We start from the raw sequence: 18,031 nt of genomic DNA, 5'->3' as shown, positions 1-18,031 counted from the left end.
TACCGGCTGACGCCGTGATACAGCCGGACTGAAAGATATTATAGCTGATCGCACCATCCTTCCCTTACAGGCACCCCTTCGTGTGCGGTGCCAGGGAGTTAAGACGTATGCAGGAGATCGTAAAAAAAATGATCACCGAAGCGATGGCTGCCCAGCACGCCGACGTGAACCAGATCAAAAAGAAACGTGGACAGAAATTTGTCATTGACGACACGAAAGCTTACGTCGATGCTGTAAAGGGCATGAAACCGGCAGGGGCCCAGAGCAAAGCGGTCTTTGCCCTGCACAAGGACTCGGTCAACGCCCACTATACCATCTTAAAGAGCCTCACCACCACCATCCGGCCCGAGGACGACCCATTTGTCGAGCACTACCAGACACCGGTCATCATGGAGATTCTCTACGATGAGGATCCTGCATTCAAAAAGAGCGTGGACATGTTTGTTAAGGCCGTCGGGAAGGCAGAAGCCCTGATCGGAAAGGAATCGGCCCGGCGCTACGCGGGGTTCTACGGCCCGACCTGCGTTGTGGATTTTGCCCTGATCCCGGGCAGCAGCAGCAATATTGTTAACCAGATCCTCAAAACAACAAAGATCCCGGTTGCCCACAAACAGGCGATCCTCGCGGCAAAATCGTGGGGCATGAACACTTCGTACGGCATAGGGGATGTCTTTGCCCACGCAGTTGAGGGCGGCGCGACCCTTGCCGATGCGGTCAAAAAAGAGGTCTCGATGATTCAGTCTATCTACGAGACGCCGGTTGTGGCCCAGGCAAAACTTATGGACAGCGTCGGCCAGTCCTCGTTTGACTGTCGGAAGTATATGAAAAATTACCGCACGAAGATGGCAGGGGCGGTAAAGGCCGCCATTGACGATGATGTCCACTACGGGAACATCGTGACTGTGCCCGCCTACTGTGTCGGCGATATCGCACACCACATCTCCCAGTCCACATACAACATGTGCAAGGATGACGTAATCATGGCGGTGATTGAGGCAGTGACCGAAGTGATGGACAAGACGCTCCATGCCGCGGCGCCGAAGATCAAAACCGAGAACGAAGTCCTCGCACTTGCGACCGGGTCCTCCGCGAGTGCCGCCGAGTACCTGCTCGAACTCGACGGGTTCAATGCGATCATGGTCGTGGACATGCTCACAAAAAGATACCACAACTATGTCCAGCTGTACCCCAAGCGGGGTGCCGCCGTCGAACTGCATAATTGCGACTTCATGGATATGGTGTACCGGGGCTGGAAACTGGTAGACAAGGCCCGCCGTATGCAGGCCGGAACGCCCGGGCCCCTTACCCCCAAGGTCGGCGGGTTTGGCGTGAACCTTGCGCCGATCTTAAAGAATGATGTAATCGCCAACCCGCAGCGGTACGCATACCCTGCCTGTGCGATGACCGTACGGTTCTCGGCGATGATGCGCCTTGCCGACTACCCGTGCCTCTTAACGAGTGAACCGGTCACCGCGACCCTGATGACAAACATCATCGCGCTCAACAAGACCGTCGCCGCGGCCCCTGCCCGGATCTGCAAGGATTGTGCATCCGCCGCCCTCATGGACTTCCGGCACTGCTCCTGCCAGTGGAAGGATGCAGTTTAATGCATCCAGTCGGGAAAGAGAGGAAGTGAAGAAAGATGAAGTGCTACGTGTGTGCAAAGGAGGGAAAGGATGCAGACGCGGTTGCTGTCTGCATCGTCTGCGGCATGGGAACCTGCATGAAGCATACCATCCGGAAAGAGATCGACGTCTGGGAGGGCGGATACCCCCTCCCCTCCCGTAAGCTGCCCAAAAAGATGCCACGGATGCTCTGCCCGGACTGCAGTGCTGCGTACGGAGAGGGCACGTGATGGCGTCTCTCTCCTCCCGTTGTATCGCGGAAGGGGTCGGGACGTTCCTCTTGGTCTATTTCGGTACGGGAGCCGCCGTGATCACACTGCTGCTCGCGGCCGGTACAAAACCCGCAACCACATTTAACGTCGGGATCGGGGAACTAGGGGGGCTTGGCGACTGGCTCGCGATCGGCCTCGTGTTCGGGATCATTATTTCCGCCGTGATCTACACGCTCGGCCGGGTCTCGGGTGCCCATATCAACCCGGCGGTGACCATCGCCCTGTGGGCAACAAAACGGTTTCCGTCTGTCGATTCAGCGGGGTATGTGGTCTCGCAGTGCATCGGGGCAGTCGCAGGGAGCCTGCTCCTGTTCCTGACTCTCGGGGCATCTGCGGTCACGATCGGCGGGCTCGGGGCCACTTCGCCGTTCCCGGGAATCGGGTACGGGCAGGCGATCCTCGTCGAGGCGATCGCGACATTTGTCCTGATGCTCGCTATCATGGGCGTCGCGGTGGACCCGCGTGCCACGCCAGGCATTGCCGGCCTTGTCATCGGGCTTACGGTTGCCGGGTTGATCACTATGGCCGGTAACATTACCGGTGGGTCACTCAACCCGGCCCGGACCTTCGGGCCGTACGTGATGGACGGCCTGCTCGGCGGCGCAAATCTCTGGGAATATTTCCCGATCTATGTCATCGGCCCAATCATCGGGGCCGTGGCTGCCGCGTTGTTCTACACAAAAATTACCGCGGATTAACCCGTGAGGTTCCCGGAGAGAACCCTCCCTTTTTTCCCGGAAACGAAAGAAGGCCGGTCCGGTCCCCTGCAACCTTGACAAGGTATATGCCCGATCCAGCAGAAAGTATGTGCTGCAACTGCCCTCAAAGCCCCGGCAGATGGGGATCTGGGACACTCTGACTGCACTTTAAAACTAGAACTGGGGATGTCGGACATGGACTTTCTCACCGTCGTAATTGCGATAGCCACTCTCTTTGTGCTGATCGCGGTCGGGTTCGGGACGCGGAAGTACAGTCTTATCAAGGACAACCACATCCACCTCATCTCCCATATCCTGGTAAATATCTCTTTGCCGGCCCTGACCATCGCGAGCATGCAGGTCCCCGAAACGGCAAAGACCATGGGGATCGTGGACCAGATGCTGATCGTCGCGGTGGCGTACTACCTTGCCGCGTTTGCCTTTGGCCTCATCCTCTGCCGGTTCCTCCCCGCCACTCCTGAAGAAAAAGGGGTTTTCCAGTTCATGCTGGTCTTCCCTAACTCCATGTTCATGGGGATCCCGGTGGCCCTTGCGGTGCTCGGCCAGAGCTCGCTCTTTTACGTGATCCTCTTTAACGTCCCGTTCTACTTCCTGGTCTTTACCCTCGGCGTCTGGCTGCTTGCCCGGGGCCGGCCCGGGAAGATTGACTTAAAAGTCCTCCTCTCCCCCGGCCTTGTGGCGGCAGTCCTGGGGCTTGTACTCTTCCTCTGCCAGTACACCCTCCCCTCCCCGGTCCAGTCGGGTCTTGAGCTGATCGGCTCGGCAACAACGCCGCTCGCCATGATTGTGGTCGGCGCCATGCTTGCAACCCTCCCCTTACACCGGCTGGCCGGAGACTGGAGGATTTACCTTACAACAGCGCTCCGGCTCGTCATCTTCCCGGTGGCAGCATTCCTGATCCTCTCACCGTTTGTGTCCGACCACCTGCTGCTTGGCGTTGCCGTGCTCATGATCGCAATGCCGGTGGCGGCAAACTCGGTGCTGCTCTCAGAAGAGTACAAGGTGGATGCAACCCTTGCCTCGCAGGGCGTCTTCATCTCGACGCTCTTGTGTCTTGCAACGATTCCTCTCCTCGAATTCCTGCTCTTTTAAGGTGCATTTCCCGGCAGGCCCCGGCCTGCTCCCATGTCCTTTGGTACCATAAGATCCGCCCCGGCCAGAGGTGCGTGGTAACTCCAGAATGAGTATACGTGCCAGCCCCATCGTCAGGTAAACCACGTGGAGAGATGGAAACCGGGCACAGGTACGGTTCAGATCCCGCATAACGGACGAAAAAAAGAGTGGGGTGGATTGATCCCTTATGACGACTGAGTGGCGGACCTGTTCCACAGGTGTCCCTGCGACCGGGTGGAATTGGTATATACACCCGGGTGAGAGGCAAAATACGATGTGAGCCACGATTTCACGGTCGCTGTGTCATTGTTTGCGAGCGCAGTCTGTACCGTACTTACGTCAACTCCCTTGTTCTGGATCTGCGTGATAAAGGACTGGAGATACGCCTGCTGGGCGGTTGCATTGACCGTAAACCCATGACCTCTCTGCGTGTGAGTGGTGTTGCCAAATGTTCCTTTGTGCGCTTCCATATACGACTTTATCCACGAATTTACCGTCGTCATGTCATTGTTCGTGAGCGCAGTCTGTATCGTACTTACATCAACACCCTTGTTCTGGAGCTGCGTGATAAAGGACTGGAGACGCGCCTGCTGGGCGGTTGCATTTATGGCAAAACCTGGGCCGTTCTTCTCATGGGTCATATTGCCGAACTGTCCTTTGGCTCCGGGATGCGCCGCAAGCCACGCACCTGCTGCCGTCGTGTTGGTTTTCAAAAAGGCGTTCTGCCGGGTGCTGTTTGAGGTGAAATGATGCCCCGAACCATGGCCGTGCAGGGTGGTGATGTCGGCCGAGGATGACGTGCCTGCCGCCGCACTGACTGTGCTGATACCGAGCCCGAGAACAGCAAGGACGAGCAGGAGCACCCCGAGGCTCCCTGCCATTGAAGTAAATGTTTTCATTCGATCATTCTCCGTGATGGAATTCAGATGTGGCATGTTAGCCCCACACCTTGTATAGTTTATTTTACTTTTTGTCATATAAACATTCCTGAAATGGCGGTCTGCCGGTGTGCCGGTTATCCCGGTGTGCAACGTGTGACACCCCCATACTACGTGACGGAACGCCCGTTTCCCGGGTATCTCAGGACAGGATGATATGAGATCTTGGTCACGGTCCGGTACAGGAATACTGCCCCCACAAAAAACCGTCATATTCCCTCTCTATTAAATGCAGGGATCCGGCAGGATAGTATCCAAACAGCCTCAAAAAAAGATTAAACTAATTTTGCCCCGGCGGTTGCCCCGGGTTTGCACTCGAAGACATCGGTGATCTTCACGATAAGGAGCGACCGTGCGGGAAGGGCAGGGTTCTTCTTGTTGATCTTCGCCTTCATCTCATCGTACTCCTTGCCGCTTGTCTTGATGGTGACGTGGCCCTTGATCTGGAAGCAGCCCTTGATCTCAGGGCCCCAGATGTAGATCGCGATCTTCGGGTTCGATTTGAGGTTCTCGAGCGACTTGTTCATGAAATTGTCCGTGATCCAGATCGTGTCGTCGCTCGCGAGGTCGACGATACCAATGGGAACTACGTTTGGCGTGCCGTCTTTTGCTGCGGTCGCAACCGGGAAGACCTTCATTTTCAAAAAGGCCTCTTTCATCTCTGCGGTTAGTTTGACCATGGTAAATTACACCAATCTCTTCCTCTGCGCCCGGTTCGTATATACCTTAGTGTTTAGAAAAGTGTACCTGTACAGCCGGATGACCGTGATATTTGCGGACGAAACGGTTTTACCGTTTTACAGTCAAGAGATTTCGTGAAGATCATGACCCGGTCATTCCATTCCTACGAGGATGCCGTCGCCTTCCACGGGCACACCTGCCCCGGCCTTGCACTCGGCTACCGTGCGGCAGAGTATGCCATGAAACGTCTTAATGCAGAGCGTTCAGCAGACGAGGATCTGGTCGCCATTGTTGAGAATGACGCCTGCGGGGTCGATGCCGTTCAGGCTATTGCCGGCTGTTCGGTGGGGAAGGGCAACCTGATCATGCAGGACATCGGCAAGCATGCGTACACGTTCATCAACCGGAAGACCGGGACCGCGATCCGGCTCGTCCAGCGCCCTGAACCGCTCACCGAAAGGCTCGATCCCAAGGCCGCTGCACTGCGGAAAAAGGTGCAGAGCGGGAAAGCGACCCCTGCCGAGGAAAAAGAGTTTGAGGGACGGCAGGCAGCGATAATCAAAAAGATCCTCACCATCCCATTTGGCGAGCTTTTTATCGAGAAAGAGGCACGGTCCGGGATCCCCGAGCGGGCTCGGATCTCCGGGTCGGTGCCGTGCGCCACCTGCGGCGAGATGGTGGCCGAGCACCGGGCCCGGGTCAAAAACGGGAAGATTGTCTGCATCCCCTGCGCCGGTGAGTACAGCAGGGGCTGGTAACTTTTTTCTTCCATCCTGCCCGTAAAGGGATAATTTCTGGTGTATTTATCTGGTCTTCTGCTCCAGTATTTGTATTCGTACGGTGACACCAGATGGGCGCAATGGACGGTATACAGGGAATGGTCGCAGGATACCTTGCTTCCCCCAACGGGCAGGAGGCCATACGTAAGTTCCTCTCCTCTCCCCAGGGGAAAGATGCAATCGATTCATATCTCTCAACTCCCGGCGGCCAGCAGATGGCTCGGCTCCTCCTGCTGCGGGCACTGGACGGGCTCAATATCCCTGATGAGGTCAAGGGACAGATCCGCACTGCCCTTGCAGAGGCCGGAACCTGAAAGTACCTGACGCTAAACCACCTCTTTTACCCTTCTGCATCCCAGTACAAGGCAGGTTTATCCACTTTCCTGTTCCCGAGCGTGTTCCATGACATCCCCTGTTCCAGCATCCCCGATAAAATCCCGGTACCTACCCGGCGAGATCACGGCCCTGTGCGATGCAGCCGTCAGTACCGCAACCGCTTCGCTTGCCCGGATCGCTGCCCTGCCCCATGAAAAGAGAACCACCGATACCACGCTGCTCGCCTTTGAAACCGCCATGACGGACTTTGGCGACGCTACCCTGCCCCTGACTCTCATGGGCTACGTGTACCCTGACCCGAAAATTGCTGCGGAAGGTTCGGCATGCGAGGAGAAGGCGGGGATGTTTGTGGTCAGTGTCTTTACCCGACGGGACCTCTACGACGCAATAAAAACTGCCACCCCCCGGACACCGGAAGAGTCCCGGCTCCTCTCAGAAACCCTCCGGCAGTTCAAAAAGAACGGGCTTGCCTTGCCCGACGACCGGCTCGCGGTCGTCCGTGCCAAAAAAGAGCAACTCACAAAACTCGAAGTGGAGTTTACGGCAAACCTCAACAATGACACGAGTTCCGTTGATTTCTCCGCGGCAGAACTCGACGGTGTTCCCAAAGAAGCGCTTGCCACCTTTGCGCAAACGGACAGCGGCCTCTTCCGGATCACTACCAAGTACCCGGATTACATCCCGGTGATGCAGAACGCGAACAACGCCGGGACGAGGAAGAGGCTGTACTCCACATTTGTCAACCGGCAGGCGGAGGCAAACACCCGGCTCCTCACCGGGGCCATAGAGGTGCGCCGGCAGTGCGCAAAGGAACTGGGCTATGCGAGCTGGGCGGATTACCGGCTCGATGGCCGGATGGCAAAGAGCACTACAACGGTGCTTGCCTTCCTCGACGGGTTAAAGGCACCGTTAAAGGAGAAGATCCGTCATGACCTCCCCATGCTGCTGACGCTCAAAAAGGAACGGGAACCGGGGGCAGACCGCATCGAGCCGTGGGATCTTGCATATCTTACCAAGCAGGAACGGAAGCGGAAGTTTGCGCTTGACGATGAAGAGATCCGGAAGTACTTCCCGTTCGAACGGGTCGTACAGGGCATGTTTGACTGTTTCGGCCCGCTCTTCGGGGTCCGGTTTGCCGAAGTGACGAATGCCGAAGTCTGGGCCCCAGGAGTGAAACTCTGCCAGGTCATCAACGCCGCTGACGACCGGACGATCGCATACATTTACTTTGATATGTTCCCCCGCGACGGGAAGTACGGGCACATGATGATGGTGCCCCTTTTGTCAGGGAGGGCAACGGGGGTGGATTACACGGTGCCGGTCACCGCTATCGTCGGAAACTTCCGGGCGCCATCGGGGGATATCCCATCGCTGTTAACCCACGATGATGTCGAGGGGCTCTTCCACGAGTTCGGCCACGCGCTTCACGGCAGCCTGACCCGGGTGCCCTATGCAAGCCTCGCGGGATCGAGTGTCGAGTGGGACTTTGTCGAGACCCCGTCACAGGCACTGGAGAACTGGGTCTGGGAACCTTCAGTGCTTGACGCAATCTCCGGGAATTATGCGAACCCGGAGGAAAAACTCCCGACAGCGCTCCGCGACCGGATCATCGCCGCCCGCGATCTCGATGCCGGCCTGAAGTATACCCGGATGCTTGTGATCTCAACCGAGGACATGGCGTTCCACACCGCAGATGGGCCGGTCGATGTCAAGGGGATTGCAGACAAGGTCTACCGTGACCTGATGGGCATCCCGCCGCTTGAGGAAGGTCACGAACCGGCGACCATCGGGCATTTCATGGGCGGGTACGATGCCGGGTATTACAGTTACCTCTGGGCCGAGGTCTACGCCTTAAACGTCTTTGCCCGGTTCAAACAAGACGGGCTTTTCAATCCCGCCACCGGTGCTGCATACCGGCATTGGATCCTCGAACAGGGGAACATGCAGGACGGGACGATACTCCTTAAAGGATTCCTCGGGAAAGAACCGGGCATGGATGTATTCTACGAGCGGCTGCACATCCGGTCTCCTGCTGGAGAGCCAACGGGACCGGACAGCCGCCACCGTCACGGGAGTTCCTGAAGCGTTCCTCTTATCTCCCCCGGGCTCAAATCATGTGAGTGTGATACACGAGCCGCCGGTAAAAAAGTACCTCTACTGGTGCGACCAGTGCAACGTCCCGCTGATCGGCAGGACCTGTTCCTGCGGCGCAAACGGGCGGGAGATCGAACTCCTCCAGCCTTACGACGTACGCCCGGCGCTTTCTGCGGATATGGCACTCATTAAAAACCTCGTTCACGAACAGTTCGGGAACGTCCCGATCCCGTCCGTTCTCCTCCTCAACAAGACCGGCGGGGTGGACCGGGCCGATCTTGTGATCGCCCACGGGCACCGGTTCGGCTGGCTCACCTTCGATCCTGTGACCCGGAAATTCTCGCTCGATATCGCCCCCGAGGCGCTGCCCTATATCCTTAAGCACGTGACCAAGGGAATCGTTGACCTCGAAACAGGCATCGATACCCCCGGAGGGGCCGGGCGGATGGGGGGAAAGAAGTTCCGGCTCAAAGAGGCCCGGCCCGACGGCACCGTGATCGTGAAGTTCAGGACCCGGTTCGGGACCGGGGTGGTAAAAGACGGGCAGATCCGGGTCAAGGAACTCATGCCGGTCGATCTCCGGACCGGGAAAAACCCAGACTGGGAACAGGTCGTGGAGCAGAACCGGTACCATCTTAAAAACCTCGAACGGTCATCAGTCCGGATGATAAAACAGCACATCCACGACCGGCCGAAGTGTAACGTCTCGTTCTCGGGAGGTAAGGATAGCACGGCGGTGCTCACGCTCGCGAGAAAGGCCGGGGTGACGGAGGCGTTCTTCCTCGATACCGGTATCGAATTTCCCGAGACCATCGCGTTTGTGAAATCGCAGGGCGTCCCGGTGATCGAGAAGGCCGGGGACTTCTGGCAGGCGGTCGATAAGGCCGGGCCACCGGGAAAGGATAACCGGTGGTGCTGCAAGCTCCTCAAACTGCGGCCGCTCAAGCTCCACCTTGCGGAGATCGGGGCCTGCGTCACGGTGCAGGGCAACCGGTGGTACGAATCGTGGAACCGGGCGGGGCTCGAAGAGACCAGCCAGAACCCGGCCAATCCCCTCCAGCTCAACATCTCCCCTATCCGGAACTGGCGGGCGCTCGAAGTCTTCCTCTACCTCTGGTGGCAGAAGGCCGCGATGAACCCGCTCTACGAGCAGGGGATCGAGAGGATCGGGTGCTATGTCTGCCCATCCATGCTCGAGAGCGAGTACGAGATCCTTAAGGTCATGCACCCGGACTATGCCCGACGCTGGGATGCGGTTCTCACGGAGTACGCAAAAAAGCGGGGTCTTCCCGATGCATACGCACAATGGGGGCTCTGGCGCTGGAAGGCGTTGCCGCCCAAGATGCGGGAACTCTGCCGGGACCGGGGGATCCCGGTGCGGGACGATTATACCCTGCAGGCAGAACCGCCGGCAGGACGGGAAGAAACGGTTGAAATAGCAGGAGAGAAAACCATGGAACCAGCAATGGAAGCACAGGAGACCGGGGGATATACGGTGGAGGCGATCCGCAGGGACTTTCCCATCCTCGGCGATATCATCTACCTCGACAATGCAGCGACCAGTTTCTCTCCTGAACCCGTGATCGCGGCACAGGTCGAGTTCGAGCACCGGTACCGGGCAAACGTGGGCCGGGGCGTCCACCGGCTCACGAGTATCGCGAGCCAGCGGTACTGGCACGCCCACGAGAAGGTCGCGGAGTTCATCGGCGGCAAGAACGGTGTCACGGTCTTTACGAAAAATACCACCGAATCGGTGAACATGGTTGCGCAGGGCATGATCTGGAAATCCGGCGACCGGGTCGCGACAACGATCCTCGAACACCATTCGAACCTGCTTCCCTGGAGAAATCTCTCCAAAAGGGGAGTTGCCACTGATATTATTGGGATCACCCCGGATTACTCGCTCGACCTTGCTGCGCTCGAACGGACGATCACGGATTCCACCCGGCTTGTGGCGGTCACGCAGGCATCAAACGTGCTCGGCGTCGTTACACCGATACCGGAGATCGCGAAAGTCTGTCACGATCACGGCGTGTTTCTCCTCGTTGACGGGGCACAGGCCGTCCCGCACCTGCCGGTGGACGTGGAAAAACTTGGTTGCGATTTCTACTGTTTCTCGGGCCACAAGATGCTCGGGCCGACCGGCACCGGGGTACTCTGGATGAAGGAGCCCTGCATCGAACCGTCCGTTCTCGGCGGCGGCATGGTCGAGGCGGTGACGAGCGACGGCTGCACGCTGGCACAGGGCTACCAGCGGTACGAGGCAGGGACGCCCAATATCGCGGGGGGCATCGGTCTTGGCGCCGCGGTGGACTATCTCCAGGCAATCGGGATGGAAAAGATCCACCGGTACGAGACCGATCTTACGAGCCGGCTCATCACCGGCCTCTCAAAGAACCCCAAAGTCCATGTCTTTGCCCCGCAGAAACCGGAACACCGGATCGGGGTTGTCTCATTTACGGTTGACGGCTTCCATCCCCACGAGGTGGCCCAGCAGATGGACGAGACGGCAGATATCATGGTGCGGTCCGGCCACCACTGCTGCCAGCCGCTCGTTGAGAGTCTCGGGATTCCCGACGGGACCGTGCGGGCGAGCCTTGCGCTCTACAACACCCGGCAGGAATGCGACATGCTGGTGGCAACTCTCGAAGAACTCACCCGGTAAAAAGGGACCGGGGAGAACTCTTTTTAGTTCTCCGGCGTTGTTGCCGCTCTGCCACGGTTTATTACGCCCCCCGTCCCATACTCGTGTACGGTTTGCACGGGAAGCACCGTGCGGGGAACACGTGAAACGGCATGGACAACCAGATCTTTTCCGATATCTTTTCGCGGGCAAGGGAGCAGCATCCCCTCGTCCATCACATCACCAACTACGTGACCGTTAACGACTGCGCCAATATCACCATCTGTGCCGGCGGGGCGCCGGTCATGGCGGATGCCCCTGAAGAGGCCGGCGAGATGGCAGGGTTTGCCGGGGCCCTTGTCCTCAATATCGGGACGCTCAACTCAGGGATCATCGAAAGCATGATCCTCGCCGGGAAAACTGCAAACGACCGCAAGATACCGATCATCCTTGACCCGGTCGGGGCGGGAGCAACACGGCTCCGGACCGAGAGCACCCGGCGCCTGCTTGACGAACTGGAGATCGCCATTATCAAGGGCAACGCCGGGGAGATCGGGGTGCTTGCCGGTGCGGATGCGAAGGTACGGGGCGTAGACTCGGCCGGTGTCTGCGGTGACATTGTCAGCATCGCCCGGGACTTTGCGGAATCGACCGGCATCACGGTTGTCGCCAGCGGGGCGACGGACATTGTCAGCGACGGGAAACGCGTCCTCTTTGTCGAAAACGGCCACCCGATGATGGGCACGATCTCGGGGACCGGCTGCATGGCCTCCTCGGTCACCGGGGTCTGCGCAGCGGTTGAAAAAGATACGGTAATGGCTGCGGCAACGGCCCTTGCGGCGTTCGGGCTTGCCGGGGAGCGGGCAGCGGCACGGGCACAGGGACCCGGATCGTTCAAACCGGCGCTCTTTGACGAGATGGCAGCACTTACCCCCGCCGACATCAGGGCCGGGGCCCGGGTAAAATCTGCGTGACCGGAACCATATGGCACTCGACCTCTATGTTGTCACCGATGAAACCCTTGGACGGGGACATTCCCACGCGGAGATCGCACGGCTCACCTGCGCCGGAGGTGCCGATGCGATACAGCTCCGGGACAAGTATTGCAGCATGCGGGACCTCTGCCGGGCCGGCCGGGAGATCCGGGTGATCACGAGAGCATCCGGGACGCTCTTTATCGTGAACGACCGGCTGGATGTTGCGCTTTCCTGCGGGGCAGACGGCGTGCACCTCGGGCAGGGCGACCTGCGGGTGGATGTGGCACGACAGATCGCGCCCCGGCCGTTTATCATCGGCATCTCGGCAGGGACGGTCGCGGAGGCGGTCGCAGCCGAAGAGGCGGGGGCAGATTACGTGGTATTGAGCCCCGTCTTTTCCACCACCTCCAAGGACAACGCCGGCCCCGGCCAGGGTCTTTTTGTCCTGCGGGAGATGAAAGAGGCAGTCTCAATCCCGGTGCTTGCTATCGGGGGAATCAGCAGGGATAACGTGAGTTTGGTGATTGGGGCGGGAGCGGACGGCGTTGCCGTGATATCGGCGGTAGTCGGACAGCCGGATATTACCGCTGCCGCCCGGGACCTCAAAGACCGGATCACCGCGGCAAAACAGGAGCGACGGCGATGACGGGCGATACCTTCGTGCTCCACGAGCATTTCTCGCAGCACCACCACTTCGACTTCCGGCTGGAGCGGGACGGTGTGCTCGTTAGCTGGGCGGTCCCGAAAGGATTACCGGAGACCCCCGGCGAGCGGCGGCTCGCGATTGCGGTCGAGGATCACCCGCTTTCCTATGGGGACTTCGTGGGGACGATCCCGGAAGGGCAGTATGGCGCGGGAGAAGTGAAAATCGCAGATGCGGGTACGTACGAGACGCTCGAATGGACGGATGAGCGGATAGAAGTCGTGCTGCACGGCAGGCATTTTTCGGGGAAGTACGTGCTGCTCCGGTTCAAAAAAGCCGGGGAGAAGAACTGGCTGGTCCTGAAAGGGAAGGACGCCTGAAACATTTTATCCCGGGGCGCCGACGATGAGTGCATGAAGATTCTCTTCGCCTTCCCTGCACTCCTCCTCGCCGTCCTTTTCATTCTCGGGGCGGGCTGCAGCACGATCGCGCCTGCCCGTACCGATCTTCCGACTGCGGGAACCTCCGTCACCGTCTCCATCCAGCCGGACATCACCCGGTATACCGTGCTCATGTCGTCGGCCCCGGGTATCGGGCTCACCCCGCAGATTAATGGCACCCTCCCCCAAGACTCCCTCATGTATGTCTGGAAGACAGACTACGGCCACTTCGTTGGCTGGAGCGCCCCGGACTACAAGGTCCGGGAACTGGGTAATACGTCCGCAAGTGGAAACGGGACAAAGGTATACTGGACCTATGTCGGGGAGAACGAGAGCGGCATGCGCCCCCCGGTCCATATCACGCTCGACCTTATTGACAGGGCAACCGGTGATACGCTCGGGCATGCGGAGCGGGTCATCGGCTGGGATACCGGAAACGATACCGCGGTGATCGGGTAAGTCTCCGTTGCCGTGGTCAATACCTATTTAGTATTGGGGAGGGATTCACTGGTATACTAAAAATGGGGGAATCAGGAATGCCAAACCCAAAAGACGGAAAACTGGAGTTGTTGAGCGACAAGAACAGCGCACTCGTCCTCGTGGACTACCAGCCCACGATGTATGCCGGCGTGGCATCGGGAGACAAGACGATCATCCGGAATGCAGCATACTGCGCTGCAAAGGCTGCAAGCATCTTAAACATCCCTGTCGTGCTCTCGACGATCAACCCGGCGGGCAACGGGAACTTCCTTGCCGAAGTAACAAACCTCTTCCCGGGCCAGGAAGTGTACGCCCGCACGGTACCCAGCTTCGATGCTTTCGAGGATGAAAAGACCTTGAACGCATTCAAAAAGACCGGCCGAAAGAAACTGGTGGTCTCCGGGCTCTGGACGAGCATGTGTTTTGCCTATACAGCCCTGCACGGCATCAGGGAAGGGTACGAGGTCTACGGCCTGATGGATGCAGGGGGCGATTCCACGCCCGATGCCCACCGGTACGGGATCGAACGGATGCTCCAGGCCGGGGTCGTTCCGATCACCGTTGAATCACTGGTCTCTGAATGGATGCACGACTGGGCCAACCCGAAGGCCGGCGAACTGGTAAAGGAAGTCTATTCCCGGTACGGGTACATGATCGGCCTCGGGAGACAGTAACACCCTCGAAAAAAACCGTCGGGCAGCGGCAATCACTGCCGGTGCCCTCCTCTTTTTTGCATGAGCTGCGGCGTGAAAAACCCTGACCCTGTGCGCTATGCAGAATTCCCGGTCCATTCCGGATTTGCCCACATGATATTGAAGGCATTGTTGATCGCTTTTGTCACCATCTCGTTCTCAATCCAGAGCGCGACCAGGTTTGCCCGGTCCGCTGACTCATCCTCTGGCAGCGGGAACATCATCAGCATCTCGCGGCCGTCAATGGTGAGGGTCCGGATGAACGGCTCCGGGGCGGTCTGGAAGTCCTTTGTCACCCGGGAAAAGGATTCGCGGACATCGAGGATCTTCTCCTTTGTCCGCACCGGGTTATTCGACGAGATCCGGAGAATGACGCCTCTTCGTTTTGCAGCGTCGAGCTGTTGTTTGATCGGTTCAAGCTCTTCCGGGTAGTACAGGGTGCCAAACAGATAGAGGCTCGTCCTTGCCCGCCTCATCATATCGGCCGTCTTGATCGTAATATTGCCGATACCCCGTACGATACTGGTCTTGGGGGGATTTACCTCCGTGCGCTTCTCGTAGGTCATGGTAAATTCGTTGGCCATCTGGTCGATCCCGGCAAGGAGGGCAGACTTCCGGCTGCCGATCGCATCGCCGGGACAGACCGGCGTGATCTTCCCAGGCCTCCCCTTCTCGACGGTGATCCAGTGCTCGCGTTCGAGTCGCTTGATGGTGTCGTAGATCTTGGTGCGCGGGATCCCGGCCTCCTCGGCAAGAGCAAACGGGGTCGTACTCCCGATCCGTGCCAGGGCAGCGTAGGCTTTTGCCTCGTACGCGGAGAGCCCGAGGGTCTGGAGCAGGGCGATCGTTTTCTGGTCCGTGGTCATTGTACGATATACTACACCATTTCACCGCATATAAGTTACAAAACAATTAAGAGCCCCCATGGCAATTCACGATCGTAATAAAGGTGAAGAACCATGTCAGTCGAAGAAAATATGCGTCTCATGCAGACGCTGGACGATGCCTGGAACTCCCAGGACTGGGCAACATTCGAGAAACGCCACGCAAAGGATGTCGATGTCTTCTGGCCAGCACAGGCAGAACCGACCCATGGCCGCCACTCACACAAGGATGAAGCGATCGCTTTCTTTAAGATCTTCCCGGATAACAAGGTCGGGAACCGGCCGTACAAGATCTTCTTCGCCCAGGGGGACTATACGTGCTCTGTCGCCGAGTTCACGGGAACGTTTAAGGGCCCGATGACCGCGCCGGACGGAAAAGTGATACCGCCCAACGGGAAGAAATTCAAGGTCGAATTCTGTACTGTTGCCCACTGGAAGGATGGGGAAATCGTCGAGGAGAAGCTCTTCTACGACAAGATCGCCTTAATGCAGCAGATCGGCCTGATGTGAATATCTCACCGGGAAGAGTGTCGGGAGTGACCGGGGGGTCTCCTTACGGTGGGTTGTACCCGGGCAGATCCCGGCGTTATCTGGCGGGCTTTGGACAAGTACAGGGAACAGTAGCATACCATGACAGAGACTGATAAAAAATCCAGAGAACAGAAAAACGACGGCATGAAGATCACGGTCACAAAGAACGGCCCTTATATCGTGACCGGGGGCGTCCCGCTTATACAGATGGAGATCTGCAACGATGACGAAGGCTACTGCCGGACCTGGCGGGAGGCAAAGAGGTTTCCCGTACAGGAGACCTATGCCCTCTGCCGGTGCGGTCATTCAGAGAACAAACCCTTCTGCACCGGGATGCATGCGAAAATCGGCTTTGATGGTACAGAGACCGCAGGAAACGAGCCTGATCTCCGGCACCCGAGGATCATCCGGGGCCCAAACCTGGAACTGCTCGATTACGAGAACCTCTGCGTCCATGCCCGGTTCTGTATGCGGGCAGGCGGAATCTGGAACCTGACGGAACAATCGGATAACCCGGAGGCCCGGGAGATCGCCATCGAAGAGGCCTGCAACTGCCCGTCCGGCAGGCTTGTCATGAAGGATCAGGAGACCGGAAAGGCCATCGAGCCCGATCTGGAGAAATCCATTGTCATTATCGAGTATCCCCCGCGCGGGGAACACGGGCCGCTCTGGGTGCGGGGCGGCATCCCGGTGGTATCTGCTGACGGGAAACCGTATCATATCCGGAACCGGCTCACGCTCTGCCGGTGCGGGAAATCGCAGAACAAGCCGTTCTGCGACGGGAGCCACGCACAGCACTGACAAAAGAGGAAGGATCAGAGAGGAGTGAAAATAACCATGAGTTTTGTTAAGGTTGCAACAGCAGGTGAGGTACCTGCCGGAACTATGAAACATGTCGAGATCGGCGAGACCGAGATCTGCGTCGTGAATGTCAACGGGACATTCTATGCCATCGGGGACCGGTGCGGCCACGAGAACGCCCGGCTCTCCCGGGGTTCCCTGACGGGGACGATCGTGACCTGCCCCATGCATGCCTCGCAGTTCGATCTGACCAGCGGAAAACTGATGTCCGGGCCGGTCCTGGAACTGGAGGGTCTTAAGGAAATGTTTACCGGCTGTCCCGAAAAGGTGAAAGAGAAGGTGGGGCAGATGTTTGCGGGGATTGCCGATGAACAGCGCCTGATAAAGACCTATGATATGCCCATCTACCCGGTAAAAAAAGAGGGCAGCGATATCCTGGTCGACCCCAAAGGCACACCATAAGAGATCGGTGCACGGATCGAACTTCTGTGGCCGGTACCGGGTGCCAGGACCGGTCTCCCGGTTGGTACATCCCGTACATTTATTGCCCCTTTCTTCCTATGCCAGACCATATGCACCGGGCAAGAACTATGGTAAAGACATCCCGTTCCCGGGAGACCCTGGAGGGAGCCGGGGTCAGGCTCCACCGGGCGTTTGGTTACAGCGAGATTCCGGCCTTTGACCCGTTCCTGATGCTTGATGACTTCCGGGCCGACCGACCCTCCGACTACCTGGCCGGTTTTCCCTGGCACCCCCACCGGGGGATCGAGACCGTTACCTATATGCTGGAGGGAACTGTCGAGCATGGCGACAGCATGGGCCATGCCGGCACGGTCGATGCCGGGTGCGTCCAGTGGATGACGGCAGGTTCCGGCATCATCCACCAGGAGATGCCAAAGCCGGTGAATGGCAGGATGGGGGGGGTTCCAGCTCTGGGTTAACCTGCCACGGAAGCACAAGATGATGGATCCGCGGTATCAGGAAATCAAGGCCGGTGAGATCCCCACGGTCGCCCTGCCGGGCGGTGCGAGTATCAGAGTCATCTGCGGGACGATCGCCGGTGTTTCCGGTCCGGTCCGCGATATCATGGCAGGGCCGGAATATCTCGATATCTCTCTTGGACCTTCTATTCAGTTTTCCCACCCGGTACGGCCCGGGTACATGGCCGCCGTCTATGTCATCCATGGCAGCGGCAGGTTCGATCCGCATCAGGGAGAGGAGATGGAGAACGGTACCATCGGGTTATTTGGTGAGAGCGGGGATGTCGTCGATGTCCGTGCAAGCAAAAGCGGCGTGCGGTTCCTGTTCTTCTCGGGAAAACCTCTCCGCGAACCCATTGCATGGGGCGGCCCTATTGTCATGAACACACAGGAAGAACTGCAACAGGCATTTGATGAATATGA

General features: G+C 58.3%; 21 protein-coding genes. 18 read left to right on the top strand and 3 right to left on the bottom strand.

Going from position 1 to position 18,031, the window contains the following annotated elements:
* Positions 1-107 precede the first annotated feature (107 nt).
* The 4 genes from WCE46_RS00555 (at position 108) to WCE46_RS00540 (ending at position 3,708) form a co-directional block, all read left to right on the top strand.
* Positions 108-1,607, top strand: coding sequence for a DUF2193 domain-containing protein (locus tag WCE46_RS00555; RefSeq protein WP_424731751.1), 1,500 nt, complete (start codon positions 108-110; stop codon positions 1,605-1,607).
* Between the two features lie 35 nt (positions 1,608-1,642).
* Positions 1,643-1,855 carry a DUF2180 family protein gene (locus WCE46_RS00550; RefSeq protein WP_424731750.1) on the top strand — a complete coding sequence of 71 codons (213 nt, stop codon included), beginning with the start codon at positions 1,643-1,645 and terminating at the stop codon, positions 1,853-1,855.
* Complete coding sequence (locus WCE46_RS00545) at positions 1,855-2,595, top strand: MIP/aquaporin family protein (protein ID WP_424731769.1); 741 nt, start codon at positions 1,855-1,857, stop codon at positions 2,593-2,595. Before WCE46_RS00550 ends, WCE46_RS00545 begins: the two co-directional genes overlap by 1 nt.
* 195 nt (positions 2,596-2,790) lie before the next feature.
* Positions 2,791-3,708, top strand: coding sequence for an AEC family transporter (locus WCE46_RS00540; protein ID WP_424731749.1), 918 nt, complete (start codon positions 2,791-2,793; stop codon positions 3,706-3,708).
* A gap of 206 nt (positions 3,709-3,914) precedes the next feature.
* On the opposite strand, the gene WCE46_RS00535 is transcribed toward WCE46_RS00540, so the two are convergent.
* Both WCE46_RS00535 and WCE46_RS00530 read right to left on the bottom strand, forming a co-directional pair.
* Positions 3,915-4,628 (bottom strand): hypothetical protein, encoded by a 714-nt coding sequence (locus WCE46_RS00535; protein WP_424731748.1) that lies wholly within the window; start codon positions 4,626-4,628, stop codon positions 3,915-3,917.
* Between the two features lie 314 nt (positions 4,629-4,942).
* Positions 4,943-5,347, bottom strand: coding sequence for a pyridoxamine 5'-phosphate oxidase family protein (locus WCE46_RS00530; protein WP_424731747.1), 405 nt, complete (start codon positions 5,345-5,347; stop codon positions 4,943-4,945).
* 144 nt (positions 5,348-5,491) lie between these two features.
* Here WCE46_RS00530 and WCE46_RS00525 point away from each other — a divergent pair, with 144 nt between their 5' ends.
* From WCE46_RS00525 to WCE46_RS00485, 9 genes are all read left to right on the top strand, one after another.
* Entirely contained in the window at positions 5,492-6,106 is a 615-nt protein-coding gene (locus tag WCE46_RS00525; protein ID WP_424731768.1) for an FmdE family protein, read from the top strand.
* A gap of 92 nt (positions 6,107-6,198) precedes the next feature.
* Positions 6,199-6,441 carry a hypothetical protein gene (locus WCE46_RS00520; RefSeq protein WP_424731746.1) on the top strand — a complete coding sequence of 81 codons (243 nt, stop codon included), beginning with the start codon at positions 6,199-6,201 and terminating at the stop codon, positions 6,439-6,441.
* Positions 6,442-6,529: 88 nt separating this feature from the next.
* On the top strand, positions 6,530-8,545 hold the full coding sequence (locus WCE46_RS00515) for a M3 family metallopeptidase (RefSeq protein WP_424731745.1): 2,016 nt from the start codon (positions 6,530-6,532) through the stop codon (positions 8,543-8,545).
* Positions 8,460-11,222 (top strand): aminotransferase class V-fold PLP-dependent enzyme, encoded by a 2,763-nt coding sequence (locus WCE46_RS00510; protein ID WP_424731744.1) that lies wholly within the window; start codon positions 8,460-8,462, stop codon positions 11,220-11,222. Before WCE46_RS00515 ends, WCE46_RS00510 begins: the two co-directional genes overlap by 86 nt.
* Before the next feature lie 131 nt (positions 11,223-11,353).
* On the top strand, positions 11,354-12,154 hold the full coding sequence (gene thiM, locus WCE46_RS00505; RefSeq protein WP_424731743.1) for a hydroxyethylthiazole kinase: 801 nt from the start codon (positions 11,354-11,356) through the stop codon (positions 12,152-12,154).
* Between the two features lie 10 nt (positions 12,155-12,164).
* Positions 12,165-12,803, top strand: a complete 639-nt coding sequence (gene thiE / locus WCE46_RS00500; RefSeq protein ID WP_424731742.1) for a thiamine phosphate synthase — start codon at positions 12,165-12,167, stop codon at positions 12,801-12,803.
* Complete coding sequence (locus tag WCE46_RS00495; protein WP_424731767.1) at positions 12,713-13,180, top strand: DNA polymerase ligase N-terminal domain-containing protein; 468 nt, start codon at positions 12,713-12,715, stop codon at positions 13,178-13,180. The genes thiE and WCE46_RS00495 overlap by 91 nt, the downstream gene beginning before the upstream one ends.
* A gap of 33 nt (positions 13,181-13,213) precedes the next feature.
* Positions 13,214-13,699: a hypothetical protein gene (locus tag WCE46_RS00490; protein ID WP_424731741.1), complete on the top strand. Its 486-nt coding sequence runs from the start codon at positions 13,214-13,216 to the stop codon at positions 13,697-13,699.
* 77 nt (positions 13,700-13,776) lie between these two features.
* Positions 13,777-14,394, top strand: a complete 618-nt coding sequence (locus tag WCE46_RS00485; RefSeq protein WP_424731739.1) for an isochorismatase family protein — start codon at positions 13,777-13,779, stop codon at positions 14,392-14,394.
* 95 nt (positions 14,395-14,489) lie between these two features.
* On the opposite strand, the gene WCE46_RS00480 is transcribed toward WCE46_RS00485, so the two are convergent.
* Positions 14,490-15,278, bottom strand: coding sequence for a TrmB family transcriptional regulator (locus WCE46_RS00480; RefSeq protein ID WP_424731738.1), 789 nt, complete (start codon positions 15,276-15,278; stop codon positions 14,490-14,492).
* 93 nt (positions 15,279-15,371) lie between these two features.
* Here WCE46_RS00480 and WCE46_RS00475 point away from each other — a divergent pair, with 93 nt between their 5' ends.
* The 5 genes from WCE46_RS00475 to WCE46_RS00455 form a co-directional block, all read left to right on the top strand.
* Positions 15,372-15,806, top strand: a complete 435-nt coding sequence (locus tag WCE46_RS00475) for an ester cyclase (RefSeq protein ID WP_424731737.1) — start codon at positions 15,372-15,374, stop codon at positions 15,804-15,806.
* Positions 15,807-15,926: 120 nt separating this feature from the next.
* Positions 15,927-16,628: a CDGSH iron-sulfur domain-containing protein gene (locus WCE46_RS00470; RefSeq protein ID WP_424731736.1), complete on the top strand. Its 702-nt coding sequence runs from the start codon at positions 15,927-15,929 to the stop codon at positions 16,626-16,628.
* Positions 16,629-16,664: 36 nt separating this feature from the next.
* Positions 16,665-17,090: a Rieske (2Fe-2S) protein gene (locus WCE46_RS00465; RefSeq protein ID WP_424731735.1), complete on the top strand. Its 426-nt coding sequence runs from the start codon at positions 16,665-16,667 to the stop codon at positions 17,088-17,090.
* A 98-nt stretch (positions 17,091-17,188) separates the two neighbouring features.
* Positions 17,189-17,569: a pirin family protein gene (locus WCE46_RS00460; protein WP_422175912.1), complete on the top strand. Its 381-nt coding sequence runs from the start codon at positions 17,189-17,191 to the stop codon at positions 17,567-17,569.
* Positions 17,535-18,031: pirin family protein (locus WCE46_RS00455; RefSeq protein WP_424731734.1), on the top strand; the 497-nt coding region annotated here is incomplete at its 3' end. The genes WCE46_RS00460 and WCE46_RS00455, both read left to right, overlap by 35 nt.

It is taken from the genome of Methanoregula sp., assembly GCF_049690535.1.
Lineage (GTDB): Archaea > Halobacteriota > Methanomicrobia > Methanomicrobiales > Methanospirillaceae > Methanoregula.
The sequence above is the reverse complement of the archived record's forward strand: the minus strand, read 5'-3'. Positions and strand labels throughout refer to the sequence as shown.